A 6,218-nucleotide genomic window follows, 5' to 3' on the forward strand; every position below is an offset into this window, starting at 1 on the left:
CCGAGATCATCGGGCCAGACGCTCCCGCAGGGCGTCCAGCTGGGCGCGCAGCTCGGGCGGGGTGTGGTCGCCGAACCGGTCGAAGAACTCCTCGGTCAGCTCGGCCTCGGCCTGCCACGGCTCGGTCGGCACGTCGAAGAGTGCCGCCAGGTCGGCGTCGGGCACGTCGATCCCGTCCAGGTTCAGCGTGCCGGGCGCGGGGATGCTGCCCACCGGGGTGGCCACAGAGGTGTCCTCGCGCAGACCGCGTCCGGCCTCGACCTGGCCCACGATCCACTCGACCACGCGCGAGTTCTCGCCGAACCCGGGCCACAGGAAGCGGCCGTCCTCGCCCTTGCGGAACCAGTTGACCTGGAAGATCCGCGGGCGCTTCGACTCCTCGATGCCGGCGCCGACCTCCAGCCAGTGCGCCCAGTGGTCGGCCATGTTGTAGCCGCAGAACGGGAGCATCGCGAAGGGGTCGCGGCGCAGCTCGCCGAGGGCGCCCTCGGCGGCGGCGGTGCGCTCCGAGGAGATCGTGGCGCCCATGAACACGCCGTGCTCCCAGCCGAACGACTCGGCCACGAGCGGCACGTTGCTGGCGCGGCGGCCGCCGAACACGATCGCGTCGACCGGCACTCCCGCCGGGTCCTCCCAGGTGTCCGCGATGGTGGGGCACTGGGCGGCGGACACGGTGAACCGGGAGTTCGGGTGCGCCGCCGGGGTGTCGGAGTCGGGCGTCCAGTCGTTGCCCTGCCAGTCGGTCAGGTGCGCCGGGGGCTCGGCCGTCAGCCCCTCCCACCAGACGTCGCCGTCGTCGGTCAGGGCCACGTTGGTGAAGATGGTGTCGCGGTCGAACGTGGCCACGGCGGTCGGGTTGGTGTCGACGCCGGTGCCCGGCGCGACGCCGAAGAAGCCCGCCTCGGGGTTGATGGCGCGCAGCGTGCCGTCGGGGCCGGGGCGCATCCACACGATGTCGTCGCCGAGGGTCTCGACCTTCCAGCCCGGGATCGTGGGCTGCAGCATCGCGAGGTTCGTCTTGCCGCACGCGCTCGGGAAGGCAGCGGCCAGGTGGTACTGGCGCTGCTCGGGCGAGGTGATGCGGATCAGCAGCATGTGCTCGGCGAGCCAGCCCTCGTCGCGCGCCATCGCCGAGGCGATGCGCAGCGCGAAGCACTTCTTGCCGAGCAGGGCGTTGCCGCCGTAGCCCGAGCCGTACGACCAGATCTCGCGGGACTCCGGGAAGTGCACGATGTACTTGGTCTCGTTGCACGGCCAGGCGACGTCCGCCTCGCCCTCGGCCAGGGGCGCGCCCACCGAGTGCACGGCGGGGACCCACTGCCGGCCGCCGTCGATGAGCCGCAGGATCTCGTCCGAGACCCGGGTCATGACGTGCATGGAGACGACGACGTACGGCGAGTCGGTGATCTCGATGCCCACCTGCGAGATGGGGCCGCCCACCGGGCCCATCGAGAACGGCACCACGTACATGGTGCGTCCCTTCATGGAGCCGGCGAACACGTCCTTCAGCTCGGCGCGCATGTCCGCCGGGGCCACCCAGTTGTTGGTGGGACCGGCGTCCTCCTCGTCCTGCGAGCAGATGAACGTGCGCGACTCGACGCGGGCGACGTCGGCCGGGTTGGAGCGCGCCAGGTACGAGCCCGGCCGCTTCTCCTGGTTGAGCGCGACGAGGGTGCCGGCGTCGAGCATCTGGTCGATGAGGCGCTGCTTCTCGTCGGCGGAGCCGTCGCACCAGACGATCTCGGCGGGCTGGGTGAGCTCGGCGACGCTCGCGACCCAGTCGCGCACGTCCAGGTCTCCGGCGGGCGGGATGCCGTTCGCGGCCGTGGACGCCGAGGTGTCTGCCGTGGTGGAGTCCTGGCCGATGGTCACGTCGGCCACGAGCTCGGCGACGAGCCGGGTTCGGCGGGGGTTCGCGAGGACGGACATGTGCGCTCCGATCGTCAGACTGCGGGCCACGGTGGCGGGCTTGTTTCCACCTTCACGTGCGGATCGCCCCGAATTCCAGTCTGCGAGCTGTCAAGAATCGCCGATCTTCACGTAGTGTGAAGGAGCGGGTTCCTGCTGGCCCGTCCCGGGCAGCGACCGGGTGAAGCGACCACGAGCGGAGGGCGACATGCCTGCCGGAGGCGAGCCGACGTCGTCGGGCGGCGAGACGGACCTGATCACGCTCGGCCGGCGGATCCGGCACCTGCGCACCGCGCAGGGGCTCACGCTGGACGCGCTCGGGGAGAAGGTCGGCTCGGCGCCGAGCCTGCTCTCCCTCGTGGAGAACGGCCGCCGCGAACCGCGGCTCGGCCTGCTGCGCTCGATCGCCGAGGCGCTCGGCGTGCCGATGAGCGAGCTGCTGAGCTCCGAGCCGCCGTCGCGCCGGGCTGCGCTGGAGATCGCGCTGGACCGGGCGCAGCGCGCCCCGCTGTTCACCACTCTCGGCGTGCCGGTGGTCAAGCCCAGCCAGAAGCTGCCCATGCCGGTGCTCGAACAGCTCGTGGGTCTGCACGACGAGCTGGCCCGGCGCGAGCAGATGGCGATCGCCACGCCCGAGGAGGCCAGGCGGGCCAACACCGAGCTGCGCCTGGAGCGGGAGGCCCGCGACAACCACTACCCGCAGTTCGAGGCCGTCGCGGAGCAGATGGTCAAGGCGGCCGGCTACACGGGCGGCGCGCTGACCCACCGCACCGTGGCACGGATGGCGGAGCAGATGGGCTTCACGCTGCTGCACGTGGGCGACCTGCCCCGGTCCGCCCGGTCGGTGACCGACCTGCGCAACGGGCGCATCTACCTGCCCCCGGCGTCGACCCCGGGCGGGCACGGCCTGCGGTCGCTCGCGCTGCAGGCACTGGCGCACCGCGTGCTGGAGCACGACCGGCCGCGCTCCTACGGCGAGTTCCTGCGGCAGCGCGTCGAGATCACGTACTTCGCCGCCGCGTGCCTGGTGCCGCAGTTCGTGGCGGTGCCGTTCCTGGAGGCTCGCAAGCGGGAGCGCGACCTGGCCGTCGAGGACTTCCGCGACGCCTTCGGTATCACGCACGAGGCGGCCGCCATGCGGCTGACCAACCTCGCGACGCACCACCTCGGCATCCCGCTGCACTTCCTGCGCGTGGGGGCCGACGGCGCGCTGTTCCGCGGCTACGCGAACGACGGCCTGCCGTTCCCGCAGGACGTCACGGGCGCGATCGAGGGGCAGCTCATCTGTCGACGCTGGGCGGCTCGCGAGGCGTTCGAGCGCCGCGACCGGGCCACGGAGTTCTACCAGTACACCGACACCCCGGCCGGCACCTTCTGGTGCTCCACGCAGACGGGTTCCACCTCGCCCACCGGCGGGCCCGACGGCGGCTCGGGCGCGTTCTCGATCACGGTCGGGGTGCCGTACGCGCACGCCAAGTGGTTCCGCGGGCGGGATACCCAGGTGCGGCGCGTCTCGACCTGCCCCGACCCTGCCTGCTGCCAGCGGCCCTCGCCGGAGCTCACCGACCGCTGGTCGGGCGAGGCCTGGCCGTCCGGGCGCATGCACCAGCAGATCCTCGCGGCCCTGCCGCGCGGCGCGTTCCCCGGCGTGGACGACGCCGAGGTGTACGCCTTCCTGGACAAGCATGCCCCCGACTGACCACGGTGTCGTGTCGGACGCACGGAACCCCCGGGTGACCTGTATGTCTGACACGTCCCGGGTGGGGCGCACTCGTATGACTTTCCGTCGCGTCGTTCCCCGCGCAGCCGGGTTAGCGTAGGCGACCGTGGCATCGAACCTGGCTTGCATCGGACTGGACGTCTGGCGACGTAGCGAATTTCGCGACCTGGTGGCCTCGGCACGCGCGGAGGCCGAGACGATCGCCAAGGACGGTGAGGTCGGGGTGCACATCTGGACCGACGTGTCCGGTGCCCGCCTGATCATCACCACCGAGGGCGACCTGGTGCGCGTGGTCACGCCCACCTTCTACGCCGCGCCCGGCGCCATCATCTCCGAGCCGCAGGCGGTCGACGGCGGCCTGGTGCTCGCCGAGCTCGTGAACCAGCACGACGAGGTCATCACCGAGATCGCCTGCCAGCTCGAGGAGCTCGCCCTGCTCGGCAACGCGGAGACCCCGATCACCGGCCCGGCGTCCATCGTCGTGCTCGGCAACTCCGTCCAGGTCATCGGCCAGGCCGACGCCGCCGTGTCCGGCCTGGTCTTCGAGCCCACCGGCGCGTACGCGGCCTCGACCGACGCCGTCGCGCACCTGACCGGTGTCGTGCTGGCGATCGAGCAGCGCACGGTCTCGCGCACCGGTCAGGGGTTCACCGCTGCCCGTGTGCAGACCGACGGCTTCCAGGTGACCCTCTGCCTCCCGACGGGACAGCCGGAGCTGAGCCCCGGCGACGTCGTCGAGGTGGACGGGTACGTGGTGGCGTCGCTGCCGTCCCTGCGCTGAGGCTCTCCGCGGGCTGCTCTTCCCTTTGAGGCCTAGGTTTCTTCGCTTTGCGGCACCGCAAAGCGAAGAAACTTGGGCCTCGAGGGGGACGTGGTTGAGCGCGGGGGCGGGCGCTGAGCCGGCGGTTCTGTCGGCGGCGGTTCCTTGGGGGAACCACTGATGACAGGGGGTGCCCGCGGCTGGTGTGATTTCACCCGGCCCCGCGCGTCCGGCCGGCGGCTCCCGGCGATCCCCGAGGACGGTCCCACCATGAGAACCTCCCGCCCCCTGCTCGTCGTCGCGGCGCTGGCCGCCGGCGCTCTCGGTGTACCGACGGCGGCGGCGGTGCCCACCGCCCCGGCCGCCGTCATGCCGGCTGTCGTCATCCCGTCCGGCACGGCGGTCGAGGCCGCGCCGCCGTCCGGCACCTACTACGTGCAGAGCGTCACGACCGGGCTCAACGCGTCCGACGCCGGGGGTGCCGTGGAGCAGCACCGGCCCCAGGGTGACGAGGACCGGCAGCAGTGGAGCCTGCGGGCTGCCGGGTCGGCCCACGTGCTGGAGAGCACCGACGCGGCCGGGACGTGCCTGGGCCGTTCCGGCGGGCAGGCGCGGACGGTCGGTTGCGACCAGGCCGACGCCGCCTGGGAGGTGCTCGACGCGGGCGGGGACCGGTACCTGCTCCGCGCTCCCGGTACCGGTGACCACCTCACCGTGAGCCCCAAGCCCGGCGGCGAGAACTACCCGGCCCCGCTCGCGGTGGGCGGCGCCGGGTCGCTCGCGCAGTGGTACCTGACGCCCGTCGGCCCGGTCGCCGGCCCGCTGCCGCCGGCCGACCAGCGCACGCTGGACCAGATGACGTTCCTGACCGCGCACAACGCGTACGCGAACGGGGTGGACGGCGGCTTCGCGCCGCCGTTCATCAACCTCGCGCCCAACCAGACGCGCGGGATCGAGCAGCAGCTCGCCGACGGCGTCCGCGGGTTCCAGCTCGACATCCACCAGACCGGTGACGGCGCGATCCTGTGCCACAACAGCTGCACCCTGGTGAGCAGCCCGGTCGCGCTCTGGGTGGACCTCCAGCGGATGGTCGACTTCCTGCGGGCGAACCCCGACCAGTTCGTCACGGTGTTCCTGGAGGACTACGTGGAGCCGGACGTGCTGCGCGCCGAGCTCGACCGCGTCGACGGGCTGGCGGACGTGCTCTACCGCCCGGACCTGACCGGTGTCCGCGAGGACGGCTGGCCCACCATGTCCCGGCTGGTCGCGGACGACGACCGCCTGCTGATCCTCAGCGACCACAGCCGGACCGCCGACGAGGCCGCGGGGCTGACCCGGGAGAGCTTCGGCGTCATGTACCAGCGCGAGTGGACCGTCGAGAACTACTGGTCCATGGGGCCGGGCATCGGCGACTCGGACTGGTCGTGCTACAGCCGCTGGTACGACGCCGGCACGAACATCCCGCTCACGAGCCCCGGGTCCGGGTTCCGGCCGCTGTTCGTGATGAACCACTTCCGGGACGTGCCGGTCGAGGTGACGGCGCGGACGGACAACGAGCGGCTGCTCGACCGAGCCCAGCGGTTCTGCCAGCCGGCGGCCCGCAAGAAGCCGACCTTCGTGGCGGTGGACCGCTACGACGTCGGCGACCCGGCCGCGGCGGTGCGGACGCTGAACACCTACACGTACTGACGGCCCGGCCGCTCCTGGTCCGCGGGCGCACATTCCGTTCGAGGCCTAGGTGTGATGTCCAGGGAGGTTGTTCCTGGATTGGTGCGACACGCGGTCAGGGTTAGGGGCTGAGGAAGGCCTCCGGTAGTGGAGTGGAGTTGT

General features: G+C 72.1%; 4 protein-coding genes. 3 read left to right on the forward strand and 1 reads right to left on the reverse strand.

What is annotated here, in order from left to right:
* Positions 1-6 precede the first annotated feature (6 nt).
* Positions 7-1,929, reverse strand: coding sequence for a phosphoenolpyruvate carboxykinase (GTP) (locus ACH47X_RS16445; protein WP_397405649.1), 1,923 nt, complete (start codon positions 1,927-1,929; stop codon positions 7-9).
* A 187-nt stretch (positions 1,930-2,116) separates the two neighbouring features.
* On the opposite strand from ACH47X_RS16445, the gene ACH47X_RS16450 reads away from it, so the two are divergent.
* The 3 genes from ACH47X_RS16450 to ACH47X_RS16460 all read left to right on the forward strand — a co-directional run bounded on the left by ACH47X_RS16450 (position 2,117) and on the right by ACH47X_RS16460 (position 6,077).
* Positions 2,117-3,607: a helix-turn-helix domain-containing protein gene (locus tag ACH47X_RS16450; RefSeq protein ID WP_397405650.1), complete on the forward strand. Its 1,491-nt coding sequence runs from the start codon at positions 2,117-2,119 to the stop codon at positions 3,605-3,607.
* A gap of 127 nt (positions 3,608-3,734) precedes the next feature.
* Positions 3,735-4,409, forward strand: a complete 675-nt coding sequence (locus tag ACH47X_RS16455; RefSeq protein ID WP_169736439.1) for a hypothetical protein — start codon at positions 3,735-3,737, stop codon at positions 4,407-4,409.
* A 249-nt stretch (positions 4,410-4,658) separates the two neighbouring features.
* On the forward strand, positions 4,659-6,077 hold the full coding sequence (locus ACH47X_RS16460) for a hypothetical protein (protein ID WP_397405651.1): 1,419 nt from the start codon (positions 4,659-4,661) through the stop codon (positions 6,075-6,077).
* Positions 6,078-6,218: the final 141 nt, after the last annotated feature.

The sequence above is a fragment of the Promicromonospora kroppenstedtii genome, from assembly GCF_044389675.1.
Lineage (GTDB): Bacteria > Actinomycetota > Actinomycetes > Actinomycetales > Cellulomonadaceae > Promicromonospora > Promicromonospora kroppenstedtii.

Bases quoted from the DNA above. Each gene is read 5' to 3' on its own strand.
- ACH47X_RS16460 (WP_397405651.1), top strand. From the start codon at position 4,659: ATGAGAACCTCCCGCCCCCTGCTCGTCGTCGCGGCGCTGGCCGCCGGC.
- ACH47X_RS16450 (WP_397405650.1), top strand. From the start codon at position 2,117: ATGCCTGCCGGAGGCGAGCCGACGTCGTCGGGCGGCGAGACGGACCTG.
- ACH47X_RS16445 (WP_397405649.1), bottom strand. From the start codon at position 1,929: ATGTCCGTCCTCGCGAACCCCCGCCGAACCCGGCTCGTCGCCGAGCTC.